16 protein-coding genes are annotated in these 19,068 nt (G+C 67.3%); 5 read left to right on the forward strand and 11 right to left on the reverse strand.

Going from position 1 to position 19,068, the window contains the following annotated elements; genetic code table 11:
• The first annotated feature begins 231 nt into the window (after nucleotides 1-231).
• On the forward strand, nucleotides 232-1,164 hold the full coding sequence (locus KYC_RS27505; protein WP_008168775.1) for an N-carbamoyl-D-amino-acid hydrolase: 933 nt from the start codon (nucleotides 232-234) through the stop codon (nucleotides 1,162-1,164).
• On the opposite strand, the gene KYC_RS27510 is transcribed toward KYC_RS27505, so the two are convergent.
• A complete protein-coding gene (locus KYC_RS27510; RefSeq protein ID WP_008168777.1) occupies nucleotides 1,161-2,117 on the reverse strand; it encodes a LysR family transcriptional regulator in 957 nt (318 codons plus the stop codon). The two genes, KYC_RS27505 and KYC_RS27510, sit on opposite strands and share 4 nt — an antisense overlap.
• 126 nt (nucleotides 2,118-2,243) lie before the next feature.
• On the opposite strand from KYC_RS27510, the gene lhpI reads away from it, so the two are divergent.
• A complete protein-coding gene (gene lhpI, locus KYC_RS27515) occupies nucleotides 2,244-3,227 on the forward strand; it encodes a bifunctional Delta(1)-pyrroline-2-carboxylate/Delta(1)-piperideine-2-carboxylate reductase (protein ID WP_008168779.1) in 984 nt (327 codons plus the stop codon).
• A 48-nt stretch (nucleotides 3,228-3,275) separates the two neighbouring features.
• On the opposite strand, the gene KYC_RS27520 is transcribed toward lhpI, so the two are convergent.
• Nucleotides 3,276-4,211, reverse strand: coding sequence for a LysR family transcriptional regulator (locus KYC_RS27520; RefSeq protein WP_008168781.1), 936 nt, complete (start codon nucleotides 4,209-4,211; stop codon nucleotides 3,276-3,278).
• Nucleotides 4,212-4,308: 97 nt separating this feature from the next.
• Between KYC_RS27520 and KYC_RS27525 the strand changes: the two genes are divergently transcribed.
• Nucleotides 4,309-5,529 (forward strand): MFS transporter, encoded by a 1,221-nt coding sequence (locus KYC_RS27525; RefSeq protein ID WP_008168783.1) that lies wholly within the window; start codon nucleotides 4,309-4,311, stop codon nucleotides 5,527-5,529.
• A 43-nt stretch (nucleotides 5,530-5,572) separates the two neighbouring features.
• On the opposite strand, the gene KYC_RS27530 is transcribed toward KYC_RS27525, so the two are convergent.
• From KYC_RS27530 to KYC_RS27540, 3 genes are read right to left on the reverse strand one after another with little or no spacing between them, the layout of a single operon-like run.
• On the reverse strand, nucleotides 5,573-6,994 hold the full coding sequence (locus tag KYC_RS27530) for an aldehyde dehydrogenase family protein (RefSeq protein WP_008168785.1): 1,422 nt from the start codon (nucleotides 6,992-6,994) through the stop codon (nucleotides 5,573-5,575).
• On the reverse strand, nucleotides 6,991-8,127 hold the full coding sequence (locus tag KYC_RS27535; RefSeq protein ID WP_008168787.1) for a 6-hydroxyhexanoate dehydrogenase: 1,137 nt from the start codon (nucleotides 8,125-8,127) through the stop codon (nucleotides 6,991-6,993). The genes KYC_RS27530 and KYC_RS27535 overlap by 4 nt, the downstream gene beginning before the upstream one ends.
• Nucleotides 8,124-9,350 (reverse strand): ABC transporter substrate-binding protein, encoded by a 1,227-nt coding sequence (locus tag KYC_RS27540; protein ID WP_008168788.1) that lies wholly within the window; start codon nucleotides 9,348-9,350, stop codon nucleotides 8,124-8,126. Before KYC_RS27540 ends, KYC_RS27535 begins: the two co-directional genes overlap by 4 nt.
• Nucleotides 9,351-9,530: 180 nt before the next feature.
• Here KYC_RS27540 and KYC_RS27545 point away from each other — a divergent pair, with 180 nt between their 5' ends.
• The gene (locus KYC_RS27545) at nucleotides 9,531-12,224 is read left to right on the forward strand and encodes a winged helix-turn-helix domain-containing protein (protein WP_008168790.1); all 2,694 of its coding nucleotides are present in this window, start codon (nucleotides 9,531-9,533) and stop codon (nucleotides 12,222-12,224) included.
• Nucleotides 12,225-12,305: 81 nt separating this feature from the next.
• On the opposite strand, the gene KYC_RS27550 is transcribed toward KYC_RS27545, so the two are convergent.
• On the reverse strand, nucleotides 12,306-13,199 hold the full coding sequence (locus KYC_RS27550) for a DUF4261 domain-containing protein (RefSeq protein ID WP_008168791.1): 894 nt from the start codon (nucleotides 13,197-13,199) through the stop codon (nucleotides 12,306-12,308).
• A gap of 85 nt (nucleotides 13,200-13,284) precedes the next feature.
• The gene (locus tag KYC_RS27555) at nucleotides 13,285-14,187 is read right to left on the reverse strand and encodes a LysR substrate-binding domain-containing protein (RefSeq protein WP_008168792.1); all 903 of its coding nucleotides are present in this window, start codon (nucleotides 14,185-14,187) and stop codon (nucleotides 13,285-13,287) included.
• Between the two features lie 123 nt (nucleotides 14,188-14,310).
• Between KYC_RS27555 and dkgB the strand changes: the two genes are divergently transcribed.
• Nucleotides 14,311-15,114 carry a 2,5-didehydrogluconate reductase DkgB gene (gene dkgB / locus KYC_RS27560; protein WP_008168793.1) on the forward strand — a complete coding sequence of 268 codons (804 nt, stop codon included), beginning with the start codon at nucleotides 14,311-14,313 and terminating at the stop codon, nucleotides 15,112-15,114.
• 29 nt (nucleotides 15,115-15,143) lie between these two features.
• Here dkgB and KYC_RS27565 read toward each other — a convergent pair whose 3' ends face one another.
• From KYC_RS27565 to KYC_RS27580, 4 genes are all read right to left on the reverse strand, one after another.
• Nucleotides 15,144-15,920, reverse strand: coding sequence for an SDR family NAD(P)-dependent oxidoreductase (locus tag KYC_RS27565; RefSeq protein ID WP_008168794.1), 777 nt, complete (start codon nucleotides 15,918-15,920; stop codon nucleotides 15,144-15,146).
• 83 nt (nucleotides 15,921-16,003) lie between these two features.
• Nucleotides 16,004-16,801, reverse strand: coding sequence for an enoyl-CoA hydratase/isomerase family protein (locus tag KYC_RS27570; protein WP_081478126.1), 798 nt, complete (start codon nucleotides 16,799-16,801; stop codon nucleotides 16,004-16,006).
• A gap of 150 nt (nucleotides 16,802-16,951) precedes the next feature.
• Nucleotides 16,952-17,923 carry a Bug family tripartite tricarboxylate transporter substrate binding protein gene (locus KYC_RS27575; protein ID WP_043519421.1) on the reverse strand — a complete coding sequence of 324 codons (972 nt, stop codon included), beginning with the start codon at nucleotides 17,921-17,923 and terminating at the stop codon, nucleotides 16,952-16,954.
• 58 nt (nucleotides 17,924-17,981) lie between these two features.
• A partial coding sequence (locus KYC_RS27580) for a CaiB/BaiF CoA transferase family protein (protein ID WP_008168799.1) occupies nucleotides 17,982-19,068 on the reverse strand: 1,087 nt, incomplete at its 5' end.

The following is a 19,068-nucleotide window of genomic DNA, read 5'->3' on the forward strand; positions in this document are numbered from 1 at the left end:
GCACCCTTCCAAAATCCCCATTCAAATCAGGGTATTAGCGAAAACCGCGGCGGCTGGCGGAGCGCCGCGCCGCGCCAGCCGCCGCGGTTTCGGATTCTTCCGTACGCATGCATGCTTGCACCTTCAGCGGCACGCCGACAGACGCGCCCGACACGGCGCCGCGCATCCGATCCGCGGCAACAAGCACACCTGGAGTTTCATAACGTGAGTAACGCATCCCCCTCCCGCAAGATGGGCCTGGCCGTCGCCCAGATGGGCGCCGTCAATCTTGCCGACACCCGCGCGGCGGTCGTGCGCCGACTGGTCGAGATGATGCGCGAGGCCGCGGCCCGCAAGGCGGAGTTCGTGGTGTTTCCCGAACTGGCGCTGACGACGTTCTTTCCGCGCTATTGGATGGAAGACGCCGAGGCGGTGGAACGCTACTTCGAAAAGTCCATGCCCAACGCCGACGTGCAGCCGCTGTTCGACACCGCACGCGAGCTTGGCGTCGGCTTCTACCTGGGCTATGCCGAGCTGACGCCGGAAGGCCGCCAGTTCAATACCGCCATCCTGGTGGACCGCAGCGCGAAGATCATCGGCAAGTACCGCAAGATCCATCTGCCCGGCCACTCAGACCACAAGGTCGACGCGCCCTTCCAGCACCTGGAAAAGAAATTCTTCGAAGTCGGCGACCTGGGCTTCGGCGTCTGGGAGACCAACGACGTCAAGATCGGCATGTGCCTGTGCAACGACCGCCGCTGGCCCGAGACCTACCGCGTCATGTCGCTGCAAAGCGCCGAACTGATCGTGCTGGGCTACAACACGCCGTCCCTGAACATCCACTGGGACGAGCCCGCGCACCTGCGCACCACGACGCACGAGATCGTGCTGCAGGCCAGCGCCTACCAGAACGCGGTATGGGTCGGCGCCGCCGCCAAGTGCGGCCATGAAGACGGCCACCACATGATCGGCAGTTCGATGATCGTGGCGCCGTCGGGTGAAATCGTGGCCCGCGCCAGCGGCGAGGAAGACGAAGTGATCACGGCGCGCATCGACCTGGGCATGGGCCAGACCTTCCGCGACCACGTCTTCAACTTTGCCAAGCACCGCAGCCCGCAGCACTACAAGCTGATCGTCGAGCGCACCGGCGCCGGCGAACCGCTGCCCGTGGCGAAAGTCGACTAGGAACGGTCGATGATTGCCCGCGTCATCGCGGGCATTTCCTTTTTGACGACGTGCGCAAATTGATTCAGGAAGGCCTTGGCGACGGAGGGCGGCGGCTCGGTCCGGGAATGGGACACATGCACCGACAGCGCAATCGCTGGCTCGACTCGCCGCACCACCATGCCGTGCACCAGCGCATCCGACAGGCCGTACGAATCCACCAGGGCCACACCGACGCCCTGGCGCACGAACGAGCACGCCGTCTGGGACGAGCGCACCTCGATGGCGGGATCGGACTCCAGACCCATCCCGGCCCAGCCGCGGAACAGGGTTTCGCCCAGCGGGGTGTCGCGGCCATAGCCCACCAGCATCTCGCCGGCCAGCATCGCGGGTTCGATGACTTTTTCACGCGCAAGGCGATGGCCCGCGGGCAGCACGCAGACGATTTCGCCTTGCGCCAGTTCGCTGGTGACCACGTTGGGATGTTCGGGCCGGAAGGTCGATATCGCGATATCGGCATGCCCCAGCAGCAATTGCGGCAACAGGGCGTCCATGCCCAGCGGGCGGTAGCGGATGCGCACGCCCGGCTTGCGGGCGCAGAAGCGGGCGGTGGCCGCGGGGATCAGCCATTCGCCGAAACTGGGGCTGGAGACCACGCTGACCACGCCCGGGCCGTGGCCGGCCAAGCCGGCGGCCATGTCGTTCAGGCGGTTGACGCCGGCCTGGATCGACTCGACCTCCTGGAAAAGCTTGCGCGCCTCTTGGGTCGGGTGAAGTCGGCCCTTGAACCGCTCAAACAGCGCATAGCCCAGGCGCAGTTCGATCGACGCCAGCACGCGGCTGATCGCGGGCTGCGTGACGTGCAGCAGCCGGCCCGCGGCGCTGAGCGATCCCGTGACCATGATGGCGTGGAACACCTCGATCTGCCGCAGGTTCAACGGCCCGGACCGGGCCTTCGCGGGTAAATCCGACATGCTGGCTGTTTTCCTCTAGTCCGGCGATTCTACTCAACCGACTTTTCTTGCCGCGCCCGGATCGCGCCGCGCTGCTAGACTGCCTGTGGCCCTTTGATTGACCTACCCACCGCAGGCAACGATCCGATGCGCTTCATTGATACCGAACAGACCCGCAACGCCCTGTCCTTCGACAGCGTCATCCCCGCCTTGCGGGACGCGTTCCGCGGCGACGCCACCGTGCCGGCCCGCCACGTCCACGCCATCCAGTCCGGCAATGCCCACGGCACCTCATTGATCATGCCTGCCTGGAGCGACCGCGGCTACTTCGGCGTGAAGATCATCAACATCTTTCCCGAAAACACACACCAGGGCCTGCCGGGCCTGCACGCCACCTACAACCTGTACAGCGCCACCACCGGCGTGCCGATCGCGCAGGTCGACGGCGACATCGTCACCGTGTACCGCACCGCCGGCGCGGCGGCGCTGGGCGCGGACTACCTGGCCCGCGCCGACGCCAGCACGCTGCTGATCGTCGGCTCCGGCCGCATCGCCGGGCTGGTCGCGCAGGCCATGCGCACCGTGCGCCCCATTCAGCGCGTACTGGTGTGGAACCTGCGACCGGCGGGCGCCGAGGCGCTGGCGGCCCGGCTGCGCGAACAGGGCTTCGACGCCCAGGCCGCGACCGACCTGGAAGCCGCCGTCCGCCAGGCCGACATCGTCAGCTGCGCCACCCTGTCCACCGAACCGCTGATCCGGGGCGCCTGGCTGCAGCCCGGCACGCACCTGGACCTGATCGGCAGCTTCAAGCCGGAAATGCGCGAGACAGATCCCGCCTGCTTCGACGGCACCACCGTCTACGTGGACACCGACGAAGCCCCCACCAAATCCGGCGACCTGCTGTCGGCCTTCGAGGCCGGCGTGCTGACGCGCGCAGGCATCCAGGGCAACTTGCACCAGCTTGCCGCGGGGCAACGCCCCGGCCGGCGCAACGACCAGGAGATCACCGTGTTCAAGGCCGTGGGCAGCGCGCTGGAAGACCTGACGCTGGCAACGCTGGTGTATGAATCCGTCAGGGATGCGGCCGGCCCGTCCGGCGATATCCATCACCACGCGGGAGACAAACCATGACGCAGGCACGTTCCATCAGCTTGACCGAATTCGGCGGTCCGGAAGTCATCAGTTGCCGGCCAGCTCCGCGGGCAGATGCTCGCGCATGGTCTCGATGAAGCGCCGCAGGCGCGCGGGCTGGAAGCGCGACGGCGCATACACCAGATAGACGGGCAGGGCGTCCGCCCGCCACTCCGGCGCCAGATGCACCAGCCGCCCCGCCGCCAGGTCGCCGGCCATGGCCCAGGACGATCCCAGCCCCACGCCCAGGCCCAGCACGGCCGCATTGCGCAGCGCCTGCAGGCCGTCGGTGGACAGGCGCGGCTGGATGCCAAAGCGTTCCGTCCTGCCCGTGCCGCAATGCGTAAGGCTCACTTCGGTGCGGTAGAAGGTGCGCAGCGCCAGCCAGGGCAGATGCGCCAATGCCGACGGATCCTGCGGCAGGGTTCCGCCCTTGAGCAGCGCTGGCGACGCGACGACGATGCGGGGCACTTCGCCCAGCTTCACCGCGATCACCGACGGGTCTGTCACGGCGCCGACCCGGATCGCGCAATCCACGTTCTCGGCGATCAGGTCCGGCATGCGATCGTGCAGCAGCCATTCCACCCGCATGTTCGGATAGCGCTGCAGGTACTTCGCCAGCGGCGCCACGAACTGATCCTGGCCGAAAGCATGCGGCGCGACCACGCGCAGCATGCCCACGGGCTCGTCGCCCGCCCCGCGCACCTCGCTTTCGAACGACTGCCAGGTGGCGATCAGTTCCTTGCCCCGTTCGTAGCAGCGCTGCCCGTCTTCGGTCAGGCTGATGGCGTGGGTGGAGCGCAGCAGCAGCCGCACCCCCATGGTCTTCTCCAGCAATTGCAGCCGGCGGCTCACGGTGGGCTGCGTGGCGTTCATCTGGGCGGCGGCCGCCGACAGGCTGCCCGCCTCGACGATGCGCACGAACGTTTCGATGAGCAGCATGCGGTCGGTGCCGGCCGCGGCGGTCAGGGCGGAGGTGGTCATACGCCTATCGTATAACGGATGTACCCGTGGTCCGGCTACCAAATCCGGGGGTGAACGCCCAGAATTTGCCCCGTACTTGAGCCACCGGATACCCATCATGCCATCCCCCACCCCCCATACGTCCCTGTCGCGCGGCCTGGTCTTCCTGCTAGCCGTCGGCGCCGGCCTGGGCGTCGCCTCCCTCTATTACAGCCAGCCCATGCTGGGCGTCCTGGGCGCCGACATCCACGCCAGCGCCGAAACGCTCGGCTGGATTCCCACGCTGACGCAGCTGGGCTACGCCTTCGGCATCCTGATGCTGGCGCCGCTGGGCGACCGCTACGACCGCAAGCGCATCATCCTGGTCAAGGCCGCGGTGCTGAGCGTGGCGCTGCTGCTGGCCGGCATGTCGCCCACCATCGGCCTGCTGCTGGCCGCCAGCTTTGCCATCGGCCTGTCGGCCACCTTGGCGCAGGACATCGTGCCGGCGGCTGCGCACCTGGCGCCGGCCGAGCAGCGCGGCAAGATCGTCGGCACCGTCATGACCGGCCTGCTGCTCGGCATCCTGCTGTCGCGCGTGGTCAGCGGTTTCGTCGCCGAGCAATTCGGCTGGCGCATGATGTTCGCGGCCGCCGCCGCCAGCATCGTGGCGCTGGGCGCGGCGCTGTGGCGCGGCCTGCCGCGCTTCGAGCCGTCGACCCGGCTGGCCTACCGCGCGCTGCTGGGTTCGCTGCTGACCCTTTGGCGCCAGCATCCCGGGCTGCGCCGCGCCGCCACGGCGCAGGCCCTGCTGTCGCTGGGCTTCAGCGCCTTCTGGTCCACGCTGGCGGTGATGCTGCACGGCGCGCCTTTCCACCTGGGCGCGGGCGCGGCCGGCGCATTCGGCCTGGCAGGCGCCGCGGGCGCCCTGGCCGCGCCGCTGGCCGGCCGCATCGCCGACACGCGGGGTCCGCTGGCGGTCGCCAGCCTGGGCGCCGGTCTGACCATGGTGTCGTTCGCCGCGATGATCTTCCTGCCGCTGCTGCCGCCGCACGCCGCGCTGTGGCTGATCGGCGGCAGCGCCGTCGGCTTCGACCTGGGCATCCAGACCTCGTTGATCGCCCACCAGAGCATCGTCTACGGCATCGACCCCGCCGCCCGCAGCCGTCTCAACGCCATCCTGATGACGGGCGTCTTCATCGGCATGGCCGCCGGCGGCGCGCTGGGCAGCCTGGCGCTGGCCCATTGGGGCTGGACCGGCGTCACCGTAACCGCGGCGGGCGCGGCGGCCGCGGCGCTGGCCCTGCGCCTGTGGCCAGGCGCGCGCCGCAACGGCCCGGCCAGCCGCTACGCCGCGTAAAACCCAGGGCCTGCCGACGCCGGCGCTAGCTGGCGCGCAGGGCCTAGACTAGCACCGACACCGCCTGCGCGTTGGTGTATTCCAGCAGTCCGTCCAAGGCGTTCTCCACGCCCACGCCGGACTGCTTATGCCCCCCGAACGGTACGTCCGGCGACATGACGTGGATATGGTTGATCCAGACCGTGCCGGTTTCCAGCCGCCGCGCGATCGACTGCGCCAGGTCCACGTCCCTGGACCAGACCGACCCGCCCAGCCCGTATTCGGTGTCGTTGGCGCGACGCACCACCTCGTCGATGTCGCGGAATTTGAGCAGCGGCAGCACCGGCCCGAAGGCCTCTTCCACCACGCTGCGCGCGTCGTCCGGCGGATTGTCCAGGATGGTGACGGGCACGAAATAACCCTTGCCTTCGGGCACCTCGCCCCCTGTAAGAAAGCGCACGCCGGTGCGGTGCGCGTCGGCAATCAGATCCTTGACCCGGTCGAACTGCGCGCGGTTCTGGATGGGGCCGAGCCCGGTGCCCGGCTGCGACCCGTCGCCTACCACCACGCTCGCCGCATAGCCCGCCAGCGCGTCGGCGAAGGCGTCGTAGATCGACTCGTGCACGTACAGGCGCTTGGTCGCCAGGCAATACTGCGACGAGTTGCGGAAGGCGCCCCAGAACAGCTTGCCGGCCGTCTCCTTCACATCGACGTCGGGCAGCACGATTGCGGCGTCGTTGCCGCCCAGTTCCAGCGTCACGCGCTTGAGCCGGCCCGAGGCGCTTTGCATCACGCGGCGGCCAGTGGCGGTAGACCCCGTGAAAGCGATCTTGTCGATACCGGGATGCTCCGTCAGCCACGGCCCCAGGCGGTCGCCGCCGCTGATCACATTCAGCACGCCTGGCGGCAGCAGGCCGCGGAACAGTTCGCCCATCTTCAGCGAGGTCAGCGGCGTGTACGGCGAGGGCTTGAGCACCACGGTATTGCCGGCCAGCAGCGCCGGCGCGATCTTCCAGATGGCGAGCGTCATCGGGAAATTCCACGGCGCAATCGCCGCGACTACGCCGATTGGCACGCGCCGGATTTCGTACCGGTGGCCCGCGCCGTCGTCGTGGCTTTCTACCGGCAGGTCGCGCGCCGCGAAGGCGCGCAGCCAGACCACGCAGCGCCCGACCTCGGCGCGCGCGTCCGCATGCGGCTTGCCCTGCTCGCGCGTCAGCAGCCGCATGAAGCCGTCGGCGTTCTGCTCAAGCCTGTCCGCCATGGCGCGCAGCGCCGCCTGACGCTCGGCAATGGGCAGGCCGCGCCACGGGCCAAAAGCGGCCCGCGCGGCCGCGACCGCGGCGTTCAGCTGGTCCAGCGAGGCGTCGGGAGCGGCGGCAATCCGTTCCTCGGTGGCGGGATTGAGCACATCAAAGGTCTGCGGCGAGGATTCCGCGCGGCCGTTCAGCGTCATCGTGTAATCGGAGTCCAGATTCGCAATCATGGTTGGGATGCCTGTAGAGGAGTGGCCGAAAGTGGACGGGAAGCCGCGCCGGAGGCCCGGCTGGCGGGTTGGGCGGAATGCGGGCCCAGCAGCAAGCGCCCCACCACGCGACCGGCGGACAGGTCGGCCAGGGCCGACTGCGCGTCGTCCAGGCAGCGGCAGTCGGTCGGAATGGCGCGCGGCTTGCGTTCGCGCACCAGCGCCATCAGCGCCTTGAGTTCTTCCAGGTTGCCGATGTAGGAGCCTTGGATGCTGATCGCACGCATGGGGATCAGCGCGGGCGACAGCGACAGTTCGCCGCCGAACAGGCCAACCAGGATCAGCTGGCCGCCCTTGGTCAGCAGGTCCATGCCCTGCTGCACGGTGCCGGCGGCGCCCACGCAATCAATCACCGCCCAGACTTCGCCCGCCGCTTGCCGGGCCTGCGCCGTGGCGTCGGCAGCGCCGGAGTCGATCGCCGCGTGCGCGCCCGCGGCCAGTGCCGCGCCACGGCGCGCGCCATCAGCTTCCAGCACCACGACCACCGGGCAGCCCAGCGCCTTGAGCAGCGTCACGCACATCAAGCCCAGGCCGCCCGCGCCGATCACCACCACGGCTTCCTCGGCCAGCACCTCGGGCGGGATCTTGCGGATGGCGCTGTACGTGGTCAGGCCCGAGCACGCATAAGGCGCGGCCTGTTCCGGACGCAGGTCGCCGATGCCGACCAGATAGCGGGCGTCGGGCGCCATGATGTGGTCGCTGTAGCCGCCCGGCCGGAAGATGCCCAGGAAGCGCGGCGCCGCGCACAGGTTCTCGCGCCCCCGCCGGCAGACCTTGCAGTCGCCGCAGCCTATCCACGGATACACCAGGTAGCGCTGGCCCGGACGGATGTCGGCCGGCGCATCGGGGCCCGCCGCCACGACCTCGCCCACGGTTTCGTGTCCCAGCGTCAACGGCAGGGAAACGCCGCGCTGTTCCATGCTGAGCCGCTTGCCGCCGCCCAGGTCGTAGCCGCCTTCCCAGGTGTGGATATCGGTGTGGCAAACGCCGGCCGCCAGCACCCGCAGCAACACCTGGCCGCCCGACGGCGCGGGCGTGGGGTGTTCCGACCGCGCCAGCGGCTGGCCGAAAGCGGTCACCTGGTAGCTGATCATTCGGCGCCTCCCGACTTGGCCAGCGCGCAGCCGCCCTTGTCCAGCGGGCGGAACGCCACGTTGCCGGGGATTACCGCCACCTGTTTGTACAGGTCCCACTCGCCCTTGGAGTCCGCCGGCTTCTTCACTTCGAACAGGTACATGTCGCGCACCACCCGGCCGTCCACCCGCAGCTTGCCGTCGCGGGTCATGAAGTCGTTGATGGGCATTTCACGCATCTTGGCCATGACGGCGTCGGCGTCCTTGGTGCCGGCGGCCTTCACCGCGTTCAGGTAGTGCATGACGGCGCCGTAGGTGCCCGCCTGCGTCATGGTGGGCTTACGGCCGACCTTGTCCTGGAACCGCTGCGACCAGGCGCGCGTGGCGTCGCTCTGGTCCCAGTAGAACGCTTCGGTCAGCAGCAGCCCCTGGCCCAGTTGCAGGCCGATGGATTTCACGTCGGACAGGAAGGCCAGCAGCGCCACGAGCCGCTGCGAGCTTCCCGGCCTGCCGATGCCGAAATCCGCCGCCTGCTTGATCGCGCTGATGACGTCGTTGCCGCCCAGCGCCAGGCCGATGATGCCGGCCTTGGAGCTTTGCGCCTGCAGCAGGTAGGAGCTGAAGTCGGGGGTGTTGAGCGGCGAGCGCACCGCGCCCAGCACCTTGCCGCCGTTGCGCTCGATGACCGCCGACGCATCGCCCTGCAGCGCATAGCCGAAGGAATAATCCGCCGTCATGAAGAACCAGTTCTTGCCGCCCTGTTCGGTCACCGCGGCGCCGGTGCCGTTGGCCAGCGCATAGGTGTCGTAGGTCCAGTGCACGGTGTAGGGCGAGCACGCTTTGCCCGTCAGCTCCGATGTGGACGCGCTGGTCACCATGACCACCTTCTTCTTTTCCCGCCCCAGCTCGCTGATAGCCAGCGCCAGCGCCGACGTGGGCAGGTCGGTGATCATGTCCACGCCGTCCTGGTCGAACCAGCGGCGCGCGGCGGCGCTGGCCACGTCGACCTTGTTCTGACCGTCGGTGAAGACCAGTTCGACCGGCTTGCCCAGCACCGAACCGCCGAAGTCCTGCACCGCCATGCGCGCGGCCTCGACCAGCCCCTTGCCGCCGATGTCCGAATACGCCGAACTCATGTCGGCCATGATGCCTATCTTCACGGGGCCCGCCGCGTTCTGCGCGTGCGCCCCGCCCGCGGCCAGGACCGCGCCCGCCAGCGCGAGCGTCAATTTGGGGATTGCCATGGACTTGTCTCCGTTGTCGGTTTACGCCGTCTATGCGGCGGTGTGCGTATTGCTCCGGGGAGCGTCCTTTTGTATCGTAGGCACGCGTTTTCGCCGTCGTCCAAAGCGACGATTTTCCAGCGGCGCACGGGTTTACCCGGACCGATGCGCGCAGAACCGCACACCTCACACAGGCAGCCCATGCGTCATTCGTTCTCGTTGGAACACGCGCTGGCCAGCGGCAAGCTCAATGCGCCTGCCGCGCATGGCGACCACATCGCCCGGCTGGACCTCTGCGAACGGATCTGCCATCCAGACGGCCCCAAGGTCGTGGTGGCGCGCGGGCCCGCCGGCTACGGCAAGACCACGCTGCTGGCGCAATGCCAGGCGCGCCTGCAGGCGCGCCCCATGCGCACGGCATGGCTGACGCTGGACCGCGCCGACAACGATCTGCCGCGTTTCCTGCGCTGCCTGATGGCCGCGCTGGGCGCGCTGGCGGAACCCGCCGGCGCCGCGGCCCGACACGATTCCGAAGACATGCTGGCGCTGGCGCTGGTCGAGGCCGTGGCGTCGCATGACGCGCCCTTTGCGCTGGTGCTCGACGAATTCGAGGCCATCACCGCCCCCGCGGTGCTGGACCTGGTGCAGGACCTGATCGGGCGCCTGCCCGCGCACGCCCGCCTGCTGATCGGCTCGCGGCACACGCCGGGACTGGCGTTGGGCCGGCTGCGCGCGGCGAACCAGGTGCTGGAGATCGACGCCGCGCAGCTGTGCTTTTCGATGGACGAGGCCAGCCGGTTTTTCGCGCGCCGACAGCCCGCGCTGACGCCGGCCGAGGTCGAACTGCTGCACCGCAAGACCGAGGGCTGGATCGCCGCCCTGTGCCTGGCGTCCGCGTCGCTGGCGCGGACGCCCTCGGCCGCCGCGTTCATCGAGCGCTTCTCCGGCAGCGATCAATCGGTCGCCGACTACCTGGCCGAGGACGTGCTGGCAAGCCAGGCGCCGGCGCTGCGCCATTTCCTGCTGCGCACCAGCATCCTCAAGCAGCTCAGCGCGCCGCTGTGCCAGGCGCTGCTGCCCGGCCTGGACTGCGCCGACCTGCTGCGCCAGCTTGAAAACGGCCATGTGCTGCTGACGCGCACCGCGGCCGACGAGCAGCACTACCGCTACCACAGCCTGTTTTCCAGCTACCTGCAGTCGCAACTGCGGGCGCAGGCGCCCGGCGACATCGCGGACCTGCACCTGGCCGCCTCGCGCTGGTACGAAGGCCAGGGCAGGCCGGTGCCGGCGATCGACCACGCCATCGACGGCGGCGACTTCGGCCGCGCGCTGGCCCTGCTGCAGACTCATGCGGAAACGCTGCTGGCCGAGGGGCGCATGCGGCTGCTGTCGCGCTGGCTGGGGCAGCTGCCCGCCGCCGTGCTGGCCACGCGCCCAGTGCTGCAGGCGATTCAAGTGTGGGCCACCTGTTTCACCCGCGGCCCCAGCGAGGCCTCCCTGCTGATGGCGGACCTGAGGCTCGCCGACAGCCGCGATCCCGCCGTGCTGGACCACGTGCGCGCGCTGCAGCCCCTGCTGCTGTCGATGATGGACCGGCAGGAAGACGCCTATGCGGCCGGCATGCCCAGCGTCGCGGCGCTGGGCGATGCGCTGTCTTTCACCGACACGGCCCTGGCCAACGCCATGGCGAACATCAGCGCCGTGCTGGGCCGCTATCACGAAGCGCGCTCGCTGCTGGACACCGCCCGGCGAGCGCAAAGCCGCAGCGCCAGCAGCTTCAACCTGATGTACTCGGAAGCGGTGGAAGGCATCATCGACCTGCAGGAAGGGCGCATGCGCCAGGCGGGCGCGCGCTTTCGCATGGCGGTGCGGTCCACGCGCAAGGGCGCCTGGGGGCAGGCCAACGGCAATGCCTGGGCCGGCGTGCTGTACGCCGCGTGGGTTTACGAGACCGGCGACCTGGCGCAGGCCGCGCGGCTGCTGCAGGTCTATGTGCCGCTGGGCCGCGACGTGGGACTGCCGGACCACCTGATCCTCGGCTACCTGATGCAGGCGCGTGTGGCGTTTTACGAAGGCGATCCCGAACAGACCTTCTACCTGCTAGGCGAACTGGAATATCTGGGCCATCAGCGCCGGCTGCCGCGCATCGCGGCCAGCGCGCGTGTGGAACGCGCGCGCGTACTGCTCATGCAGGGCCATCCGCGGGCCGCGCACGACGAACTGAACCGCGCGGATGACCCCGACCTATGGCGGCGCGTGGAAGCCCTGCGCCTGCCCGCCAACGACCTGCTGTATCCGCGCCTGGGGCGGCTGCGCTGCCAGGCCTACGAAGGCGATCCCGGCGCCGCGCTGCGCGAATTGGACCCGGACATCGCCAGGGCGCTGGCGGCACAGCGCGTGCGGCGCGCCTACAAACTGCAGCTGTTCCGGGCAGTCGCGCTTGCGCGCATGGGCGACGACGCCGGCGCGTCTGCGCAATTGGGGCCGCTATTGCTGGCAGCGCAGTCCGAAGGCCTGTGTCGCGTGCTGGTCGACGAGGGCGCGTCGCTGGCGGGACTGCTCCGGCGCCATGCGGCCAGCGAGGCCGGCCGCGCCTGGCTGGCCGGCGATGCCGCGCGGGACTGGTGGCAACGCTACACGGAACAGGCCGGCGCCGGCCCGCTGGCGCCGGAACCCGCCCCGGCCGTCGCGGCCGCCAGCGCCGATGCGCTGACGCCCAAGGAACTCCGGGTGCTGCGGCTGCTGGCCGAAGGCCACTCCAACAGCGCCATCGCGCGGCAGCTATACGTTTCCGAAAGCACCGTACGCACGCACCTGCGCCATCTGAACGTCAAGCTCGGCGCCGACAGCCGCACCCAGGCGGTGGCGCGGGCACGCCACGCCGGCCTGCTATGAAGCGGCGCGGCCGATCGCGGCCCGGCCTGACGCGGCTCGGCCTAACGCGGCGCGGCCTGACGCGGCCCGGCCAATCCGCTGTTACTCTTGCGGGTTGATCTGGTCCGCGGTGATGATCTCCGCCACCAGCACCTGTCCGGGGCCGTCCAGGTAATACTCTTCCTTGGCCGGCTCGCGCAGCTTCATGTAGGCGTCTTCGCCGATCTGCATGGTGTGGCCCGCGGCCAGCTGGGCGCCGCTTTCCAGCATGTAGCTCATGATGTTGTTGAACATGTTCGAGTAGTACTCGCCCTGGTCGTGGCCGCTGGCCAGCGCGGCAAAGTCGGGCAACCCGAACGCGTCCGCGCCGTAGGTGCGCATCCAGACCCCCTGCACGCCCTCGACGTCGTATTTCACGAAGCCGCAATACAGCATGTTCAGCGGCAGGGTGCGCAGCAGGTCCATGCTTTCCTCGCCCAGCGAATCCGCCGCGAACACCCCCGCCGGCAGCGAAGTGTGCGCATGCTCGTTCAGCACCGCCATCGCCTTGAAGCCCGTCAGCGCGCCGGCCACCGCGGCCAGCGCCACGTACTGCTCCAGCGGATCCGTCTCGTGGCCCGCGTAGTACAGGATGATGTGGCTGGCGTGGCCGCGGATCTCGTCCTTCACCGGGCCGGGATAATGGGCCGGCGCCACGCAGGTTTCCAGCGCATCCTTCGGATAGGGCGCATCGAAGCCCACCAGCCGCACGACGTGCTTGTCCCAGCCGGCCAGACCAAAAAACTCGGGCAGATCCGGCGCGATCTCGGCGCGCGCCTGGCCCATCGACGGGTGGTAGGCGCGCAGCGCGGCGGTCAGCGCCGCCTCGGTGATCGCCAGCGGCGCTGCGAACAGGACCTGCAGGCTCAGCGGCTGATCAATATCGGGGTTGGCCGCCAGGGCCGTCGTATCCGTGGATTCTTCCTTGCGGCCAAAGAAACGGGAAAAAATGCTCATGGGTGTCCGGTAAAGGGAATAAAACGGGGACAGTATAAGGTCCCGCCCGGCGCGCGGCCGTCCCGGTCTTCTCAGGACACTGCGCCTATTCTGCGAAGCCGTCCGGCCCCACCGCCTCGACCAGGTAATCAATGAAGGACTTGATGCGCGCAGAGATCGCCGTGTTGCGGTAGTAGACCGCGTTGATCGGCTGCCGCACCTCCAGGGTCTGCTTCACGAACAGGGGCTGCAGTGTGCCGGCCTTGCGGTCGGCACGCGTCATGAAATCCGACAGGCAGACGATGCCCCCGTCGTTGAGCGCCAGCTGACGCAAGGTTTCGCCGCTGTAAGACCGGATCTGCGGCTTGATGTGCAGCGGCTGACCATCGGCGTCGAGCAGCGGCCATTCGTTCAGCGCTTCCAGCTGGCTGAACCCCAGCAGCACATGCGACGCCAGGTCGGCCACGCGCCGGGGCTTGCCATGCTGAGCCAGGTAACCGGGACTGGCCAGCACCCGCACCCGGCTGCTGCCCAGCGGCACCGCATGCAGCGACGAATCCTTCAGGCGCCCGATGCGGATGGCCAGGTCGGTGCGCCGCTCCAGCAGATCAATGTTGCCTTCATTGCTGTTGAGCTCCAGCTCCACCTGCGGATAGCGCTTGCGGTAGCCCGGCACCAGCGGCGCGATCACATGCAGCATGAACGGCGAAGCCGCATCCACGCGCAGCAGCCCGGCCGGCTGGTTGCGGCGCAGGCGCATGAGTTCTTCGGCCTCTTCCACCGACGCAATGATGCGCCGCGCCTGCTCCAGGTACGCCTTGCCCTCTTCGGTCAGTTCCAGGCGCCGGGTCGTGCGCCGCATCAGCGTGGTCTGCAGCTTTTCCTCCAGCCGGCTCATGGTCCGGCTAGTGGCCGAGATGGTCTGGCCCAGCACATCGGCAGCGGCAGTGATCGACCCGCTGTCCACGATGGCAATGAAGACCTGCATTTCGTCGAGGGTGGTTTTCATACTTGAATTTATATCAAAAGTATTTCGCCAATACTCGGCTTTTTCATCAAGTATCCGGCAGGCACACTACGTCCATCCCCAGACACCATGCGTCTGGCTCCGCATATCCACCAGGAGTTTTACATGAGCATCCCCGCCTTTGGCGTCGGCACCTTCCGCCTGCAGGGTCAGGTCGTCATCGACTCGGTGCGCAACGCGCTGGACGTCGGCTACCGCGCCATCGACACCGCCCAGATCTACGAAAACGAGGCCGACGTCGGCCAGGCCATCGCCGAATCGGGCGTGGCGCGTGAAGACCTGTTCCTTACCACCAAGATCTGGGTGCCCAACTATGCGAAGGACAAGCTGGCGCCGAGCCTGAAGGACAGCCTGGCCAGGCTGCGCATCGACTACGTGGACCTGACCCTGATCCACTGGCCCGCGCCGGACAACGGCGTGTCCGTCGACGAGTTCATGACTGCGCTGGCCGACGCCAAGGCGCAAGGCCTGACCCGCCAGATCGGCATCTCGAACTTCCCCATCGCCCAAACCCGAGCCGCCATCGCCGCCGTGGGCCGCGAGCAGATCGCCACCAACCAGATCGAACTTAGCCCTTATCTGCAGAACCACAAGCTGGTCGCTTTCCTGAAGGACCAGGGCATCCACGTCACGTCCTACATGACGCTGGCCTACGGCAAGGTGCTGAAGGACCCGGTCATCGGCCAGATCGCCCAGCGACATGAAGCCACGCCCGCGCAGGTCGCGCTGGCCTGGGCGCTGCAGCTGGGCTATGCCGTGATTCCGTCGTCGACCAAACGCGAAAACCTGGCCAGCAACCTGCTCGCGCAGCAACTGCGCCTGACCGATGAAGACATGGCGCAGATCGCCGCGCTGGAACGCCATGGCCGCGAAGTCAGCCCGCAAGGCCTGGCGGCCGAGTGGGACTGAGGGCAAGGCGTACACACGCAGCCCACCGCCTACAGCCCGATCGTGTAGCCCCCATTGACGGACAAGTGCTGACCGGTGACATAAGAAGCAGCGTCCGAAAGCAGGAAGCACACCGGTCGGACGACCTCGTCGGCCTCTCCCCACCGTCCCAGCGGAATCTGGGCAAGATAGTTATCGCGGAATTTTTCGCCGCGTATGGTTTCGGTCATGGGTGTTTCCACCACGCCAAAGCCCACCGTGTTGACGCGGATGCCATATCTTGCCCATTCGCGCGCCGCACACATCGTGAGGCCCAGGACGCCTGCCTTGGCCGCGCCGTAATTGATCTGCCCGATGGTGCCACGCCGGCCCGCGTCGGACGAGATATTCACGATGGAACCCGCAGCGTCGCCGCCTGACCTGGCGCTAGCCAGCAGGTGTCGGCCCAGGGCCTGGAGGAAAAAAAAGGCTCCCGTAAGGTGAACGTCGATCACCTGTTGCCAGTCGGCCGCCGACATTTTTTCGATCATGGCCGTGCGCGTGACACCCGCGTTGTTGACCAAGGCGTTTACCCCGCCAAACGCCTCTACGCCCGCATCTATCGCTTGCGAGGCCAAAGCCGGGTCAGCCACATTGCCCACCACCGTTACGCATCGCTCGGAGCCCAATGACTCGCGCAACGCCGCCAAGGCCTCGGCATTGAGATCAACGGCCACCACGCGGCCGCCCAGATCCGCAATTGCGGTGGCCAGTGCGCGGCCGATGCCCTGGCCGGCCCCCGTGACAATAACTTTTTGATCTTGCAGTGAGACCAAGTTCTTTTGCATGAGATTACGCCCCAGTGTGTATTCAAATCGCTTCTGCGGTGCCCGGAACCAGTGTGGCCTGACTGGATAGTTGGGATGCGCGGTTATTTCCCTTCCTGCGGCCATTGATACAGGGGAGGCAGCTTTTCCATGAAGCGGCGCGCAGCCTCTTGGTGAAACTGACTTTCACGGCACAGCGACTGCGCCATGGCCTCCTGCATGTAGACAGTCTTGCGGTCGGACTCAAAGGCGCGATTCATCACCGATTTCATGATGCCCAACGCGCCGGCGGGCGCGTGTTCGAATCGCGCGGCGAAGTCCAGGGCCGCGTCCAGCACCGGCCGCTCCATTTCTATCTGGTGCGCGATTCCCAGCGTGAGCGCCTCTTCCGCACTCACGACGCGAGCCGAGAACGCGAGCGCCTTGGCCCGCGCCAGGCCCACGGCGCGCGGCAGCAAGTACATTCCGCCCAGGTCTGGCACGTATCCGATCCGCGCAAAAACGGCACAGAACGTGGCGCCAGGGGAGGCCAGCACGAAGTCGGCAGCCAGCGCCAATGAAAGTCCCGCGCCATAGGCTACGCCCTCTACGGCAGCGATGACCGGCTTTTCCAGGTCGACCAAGTCATCGAACCAGCGCTGCATGCCGGTGATGCGGCTGCGGCCCTCGAAGACGTCGGTATTTCCCTGCCCCGCGGCCATTGCACGCAGATCACCTCCGGCGCAGAAATGCCCTCCTGAGCCCGTAAGCACGACCGCGCGGATAGTCTCGTCGTCCCGCAGCTTGGGCAGGGTTTCAGCCAGCGCGTTGCGCAAGTCCAGGCTCAGGGCGTTACGCGCCTCGGGCCGGTTCAGCGTGAGCACGGCGCAAGCGCCCACGCGGGTTAATTCAAGTACGGACATCATCCCTCCTGGTGAACGTTGGCGCACCACCGGCTCCGAAGCCACGGGCGGCGCCGGTGGCGGGCGACTAGTAACGGATCTGCATCAGCCACTGGGCCACGAAATCCCTGAGGTCGGCAATCGAATCGAAGCTTTTCTTCTCCATGCCGGTCAATCCGCCTTCACGCCAAGCGACTTTGCCAGGGGCATCCATTGCTTGCGTTCGCCATCAATGAACTGGGCGAACTGCTGCTGCGATCCAGGCATGGGCTGCGCACCGATGCGCCGCAATTTCTCCACAAGCTCCGGCTTTTTCAACGCCTCGTTGATCGCCTGGTTCATGGCGTCAATGGCGGGCTGCGGCGTGCCCGCGCGCGCCATCACGCCGAACCAGGCTGCGGCTTCGAGTCCCGGGTACCCTAGCTCCTTGGCGGTAGGCACGTCGGGCAACTGAGGGAATCGCTGATTGTCCAGAATGGCCAAGGGCACGATGCGTCCGGCCTTCGCCTGCTGCATGCACGAAGGCAGGGCGTCGAACATGATGTCGATGTTCCCTCCCATCATGCTGACAATCGCCGGCGCGCTGCCCGCGAACGGCACATGCGTCACTTTGAAGCCCATTTTGTTGACCGCATACTCGCCCGCCAGGTGCGTAATGTTGCCGCTGCTGGCCGACCCCATGGTGAGCTTGCCGTCCTCCTTCCGGCCCTGCGCGATCAGCGCAGGAACATCCTTGACGCCCAGTTCTTTCTGAGTCACCAGCAACAGCGGCGCCTTGCCCATGCCCGCCACAGGAATGAAATCCTTGACCGGGTCGTAAGACATTTTGGAGTAAATGGCCTGGTTGATCACGATGGGCGCATTCGCGCCCACGTAGAAGATGGAGCCGTCGGGCGCGGCCTGCAGCACAGCCTCGGCGGCGATCATGCCGGCTGCGCCGCCCTTGTTCTCGACGACGATGGGTATACCCAGGACGGCCGAAGCATCGTTAGCCACCAGCCGCGTGATTTGATCGGCCGCGCCCCCGGCGGGATACGGAACGACGTAGCGGATGGAGGACGGTTTGGCCTGTGCAAGGCCGCCTGCGCAGCAGGCCGCCAGGCCTAATGCCAAAACACTTTTGAAAAGGGAGCGACGCGGCATGGATTTGTCTCCTGTATTTTTATGGCAAGAAGAATGAGCCGCCTAAGCCGTCGTCGCGTCAAATTGCTCCAGCAGCGCGAAGCTCGGCAATCCGCTCCGGCGGCAGCTCAAGAAGCTCGGACAGCACACGATCGGTATGCTCTCCGAGTAACGGCGCGGAGCGGCCGTATTGGATCGGTGTTTCGGACATGCGGATCGGGCTGGCGACCGCCGGCGCCTCCACGCCGGCGCCATGCGGCAACGTGAGCCGCATCCCCCGGTGCCGGACCTGAGGGTCTTCAAACACCTGCTTCATGTTGTAGATCGGCCCGCAGGGCACATTCGCCGCCTCCATGCGTTCCACCCACTCCTGCATGGTGCGCGCCAGCATGGCTTGCGCGATCTCCGGTATCAGCGCGTCGCGATTGCGGTTGCGCTGGCCCGGCGTGGCGTAACGCTCGTCGGTGGCCAGGTCTTCCCGCCCAATAACGCGGCAAAAGGCGCGAAACTGGCTATCGTTGCCCACGGCGACGATCACGTTGCCCTCTTTGCAGCGAAAAACCTGGTAGGGAACCATGTTCGAATGCGCGTTTCCCATGCGGCTCGGAATCTTGCCTGACAGGAAATGATTGATAGCCTGGTACGAGCTGATGCTCACTACGCAGTCAAGCAGCGACATGTCGATGTACTGCCCCTGCCCGCTGACGTTGCGGTGCTCCAGCGCAGCCAATATGGCGGTCGTGGCATACATGCCGGTAAGCAAATCGCTGATTGCAATACCGACCTTCATGGGCTCATCGCCAGGAGAGTTCTCCGGCTGGCCGGTGATGCTCATCAACCCGCCCATGCCTTGGAACACGAAGTCATAGCCGGGAAGCGCTGCATAGGGCCCGTCCTGCCCGAAGCCAGTAATAGAGCAATACACCAGACGCGGATTGACGGTCTTCAGGCTCTCGTAATCCAGCCCATAGCGAGCCAGCGTCCCCACCTTGTAGTTCTCCACCACGACATCCGCCTGAGCCGCCAGCTTGCGGATCAACGCCTGGCCATCCGGGTTGGCAAGGTCGACAGTGATGGATTTCTTGCCTCGATTGGCCGCCAGAAAGTATGAGGAATCGGTTGTTTCGCAATCCTGCCCGTCCTTCAGGAACGGGGGGCCCCATGCT

The organism is Achromobacter arsenitoxydans SY8 (assembly GCF_000236785.1).
In the GTDB taxonomy this organism is placed as follows: Bacteria; Pseudomonadota; Gammaproteobacteria; order Burkholderiales; family Burkholderiaceae_B; genus Achromobacter; species Achromobacter arsenitoxydans.

Coding starts and splice junctions, on each gene's coding strand:
- KYC_RS27530 (WP_008168785.1), bottom strand. CDS start 6,994: ATGATTGCGAATCTGGACTCCGATTACACGATGACGCTGAACGGCCGC.
- KYC_RS27505 (WP_008168775.1), top strand. CDS start 232: ATGGGCCTGGCCGTCGCCCAGATGGGCGCCGTCAATCTTGCCGACACC.
- KYC_RS27520 (WP_008168781.1), bottom strand. CDS start 4,211: ATGACCACCTCCGCCCTGACCGCCGCGGCCGGCACCGACCGCATGCTG.
- lhpI (WP_008168779.1), top strand. CDS start 2,244: ATGCGCTTCATTGATACCGAACAGACCCGCAACGCCCTGTCCTTCGAC.
- KYC_RS27510 (WP_008168777.1), bottom strand. CDS start 2,117: ATGTCGGATTTACCCGCGAAGGCCCGGTCCGGGCCGTTGAACCTGCGG.
- KYC_RS27565 (WP_008168794.1), bottom strand. CDS start 15,920: ATGCAAAAGAACTTGGTCTCACTGCAAGATCAAAAAGTTATTGTCACG.
- KYC_RS27550 (WP_008168791.1), bottom strand. CDS start 13,199: ATGAGCATTTTTTCCCGTTTCTTTGGCCGCAAGGAAGAATCCACGGAT.
- KYC_RS27540 (WP_008168788.1), bottom strand. CDS start 9,350: ATGGCAATCCCCAAATTGACGCTCGCGCTGGCGGGCGCGGTCCTGGCC.
- KYC_RS27575 (WP_043519421.1), bottom strand. CDS start 17,923: ATGCCGCGTCGCTCCCTTTTCAAAAGTGTTTTGGCATTAGGCCTGGCG.
- KYC_RS27535 (WP_008168787.1), bottom strand. CDS start 8,127: ATGATCAGCTACCAGGTGACCGCTTTCGGCCAGCCGCTGGCGCGGTCG.
- KYC_RS27555 (WP_008168792.1), bottom strand. CDS start 14,187: ATGAAAACCACCCTCGACGAAATGCAGGTCTTCATTGCCATCGTGGAC.
- dkgB (WP_008168793.1), top strand. CDS start 14,311: ATGAGCATCCCCGCCTTTGGCGTCGGCACCTTCCGCCTGCAGGGTCAG.
- KYC_RS27525 (WP_008168783.1), top strand. CDS start 4,309: ATGCCATCCCCCACCCCCCATACGTCCCTGTCGCGCGGCCTGGTCTTC.
- KYC_RS27570 (WP_081478126.1), bottom strand. CDS start 16,801: ATGTCCGTACTTGAATTAACCCGCGTGGGCGCTTGCGCCGTGCTCACG.
- KYC_RS27545 (WP_008168790.1), top strand. CDS start 9,531: ATGCGTCATTCGTTCTCGTTGGAACACGCGCTGGCCAGCGGCAAGCTC.